The sequence below is a fragment of the Marinovum sp. 2_MG-2023 genome, from assembly GCF_030548265.1.
Taxonomy (GTDB): Bacteria; Pseudomonadota; Alphaproteobacteria; order Rhodobacterales; family Rhodobacteraceae; genus Marinovum.
Map to the genome: position 1 here is coordinate 1 of NZ_JAUOSD010000066.1, position 2,614 is coordinate 2,614.

Sequence of the window (2,614 nt, forward strand, 5' to 3'; positions counted from 1 at the left end):
TGAAAATCGGGACGCCGAGGGAATTATTTGAGGGTGAGGCGCGTGTCGCCATGACGCCGGAGTCTGCGAAGCAATTGCAGAAGCTTGGGTATGACTGTGTGGTTGAATCCGGGGCCGGTGCGAAGGCCGGTTTTTCGGATGCGACCTATGAAGCTGCGGGGGTGTCGGTTGTTTCTGACGCGGCTGCGCTTTGGGAACAGTCGGATATCATCGCCAAGGTGCGCCAGCCGGATGCCACGGAATTGGGTTATCTGACGGCGGACAAGACCTTGATTTCCTTCTTCAACCCTGCGGGGAACGAAGAGGGGATGGCCCAGGCGAAAGCCAAGGGTGCCAGCGTGATTGCCATGGAAATGGTGCCCCGGATTTCGCGTGCGCAGAAGATGGATGCGCTGTCGTCGATGGCCAATATCGCGGGCTACCGTGCGGTGATCGAGGCGGGCAACAACTTTGGCCGTTTCTTCACCGGCCAGATCACGGCGGCGGGCAAGGTGCCCCCGGCCAAGGTTCTGGTGGTGGGCGCGGGCGTGGCCGGTTTGGCCGCGATCGGCACATCGACCTCGCTTGGTGCGATCACCTATGCCTTTGACGTGCGTCCCGAAGTGGCCGAACAGGTCGAATCGATGGGGGCAGAGTTTGTCTACCTCGATTTCGAGGAAGAGCAGCAGGACGGCGCCGCCACCGGCGGCTATGCCTCTGTGTCCAGCCCCGAATTCCGCGAAGCGCAGCTGGCCAAGTTCCGTGAATTGGCCCCCGAGATTGACATCGTGATCACCACGGCGCTGATCCCCAACCGCGAAGCGCCCGAGCTCTGGACCGAGGACATGGTCAAGGCCATGAAACCCGGCAGCGTGATTGTTGACCTCGCGGCGGAAAAAGGCGGCAACTGCAAGCTGACCGTGGCAGATGAAAAGATCGTCACCGACAACGGCGTCACCATCATCGGCTATACCGATTTCCCCTCGCGCATGGCGGCGCAGGCCTCGACGCTTTATGCCACCAACATCCGTCACATGATGACCGATCTGACGCCGGAAAAGGACGGTCAGGTCAACCACAACATGGAAGACGACGTGATCCGTGGCGCGACCGTGACCCACGCGGGCGAAATCACCTTCCCACCACCCCCGCCAAAGGTGGCGGCGATTGCGGCCCAGACCAAGGAAAAGCCCAAAGAGCTGACGCCGGAAGAAAAGCGCGCCAAGGAAGTGGCTGAATTCAAAGCGCAAACCAAACAGCAGGTCACCCTGTTGGCTGTGGGCGCTGTGTTGCTTCTGGCGGTTGGCCTTGTGGCGCCGGCCAGCTTCATGCAGCACTTCATCGTTTTTGTCTTGTCGGTCTTTGTCGGCTTCCAGGTGATCTGGGGCGTGGCGCATTCGCTGCACACGCCGCTGATGGCGGTGACCAATGCGATCTCGTCGATCATCATTCTGGGGGCCTTGATGCAGATCGGATCAAGCTCCTTCCTGGTGATCCTGCTTGGGGCGCTTTCGGTGTTCATGGCCGGGATCAACATCTTTGGCGGCTTCCTCGTCACACGGCGCATGCTTGCCATGTTCCAGAAATCTTAAGGAGGGGTTGAAGCTATGGAATTCGGTTTCACCACTGCCGCCTATGTTGTTGCGGCTGTTCTCTTCATCCTGTCTTTGGGTGGTCTGTCCAATCAGGAAAGCGCCAAGCGCGCGGTCTGGTACGGGATTGTCGGCATGGGTCTGGCGGTTGCCGCCACGCTGATCGGCCCCGGTTCGGGTCTGTGGCTGTTGTCGCTGATCCTGATTTCCGCGGGCGGGATCATCGGGTTTTATGTCGCCAAGCGCGTACAGATGACCGAGATGCCCCAGCTGGTCGCGGCGATGCACAGCCTCGTCGGTCTGGCGGCGGTTTTTGTCGGCTTCAACGCGCATTTCGAACTGGCCAATGTGCTGGGCATGGGCGAAGAAGCGCGTCATGGTCTTGACGGGTTTGCTGCGCTGCTGGCGCATAAATCTGCCGTTGAAATCAACATTCTGCGGGTTGAATTGTTCCTTGGGGTGTTCATCGGTGCGGTGACCTTTACCGGGTCGGTGATTGCCTATGGCAAGCTGGCGGGCAAGGTCAGCTCGGTGGCGACCAAACTGCCGGGCGGTCATATCCTGAACGCGGCGGCGGCGGGTTTGTCGCTGATCTGTCTGATCTGGTACTTCAACACCGGTGGCTTCCTGCCGCTGTTTGTGATGACGCTGGCGGCGCTGTTCATCGGCTATCACCTGATCATGGGCATCGGCGGCGCCGACATGCCGGTGGTTGTGTCGATGCTGAACAGCTATTCCGGCTGGGCGGCTGCGGCGATCGGCTTCAGCCTCGGCAACGATCTTCTGATCGTGGTTGGTGCGCTGGTCGGTTCGTCCGGTGCGATCCTGTCCTACATCATGTGCAAGGCGATGAACCGTCACTTCGTGTCGGTCATCCTGGGTGGCTTTGGCGGCCCGGCGGGTGAGCAGATGGCGGTTGAAGGCGAGCAGATTGCGATTGACGCCGATGGCGTGGCAACCGCACTGAACGAGGCCGACAGCGTGATCATCATCCCAGGCTACGGCATGGCGGTGGCCCAGGCGCAGAACGCGGTCAGCGAGCT

2 protein-coding genes are annotated in these 2,614 nt (G+C 60.5%); both read left to right on the forward strand.

The window, feature by feature from the left end:
* A partial coding sequence (locus Q4577_RS23595; protein WP_303473363.1) for a Re/Si-specific NAD(P)(+) transhydrogenase subunit alpha occupies nucleotides 1–1,571 on the forward strand: 1,571 nt, incomplete at its 5' end.
* 15 nt (nucleotides 1,572–1,586) lie between these two features.
* On the forward strand, nucleotides 1,587–2,614 hold a 1,028-nt coding region (locus tag Q4577_RS23600), incomplete at its 3' end, for an NAD(P)(+) transhydrogenase (Re/Si-specific) subunit beta (RefSeq protein WP_303473359.1).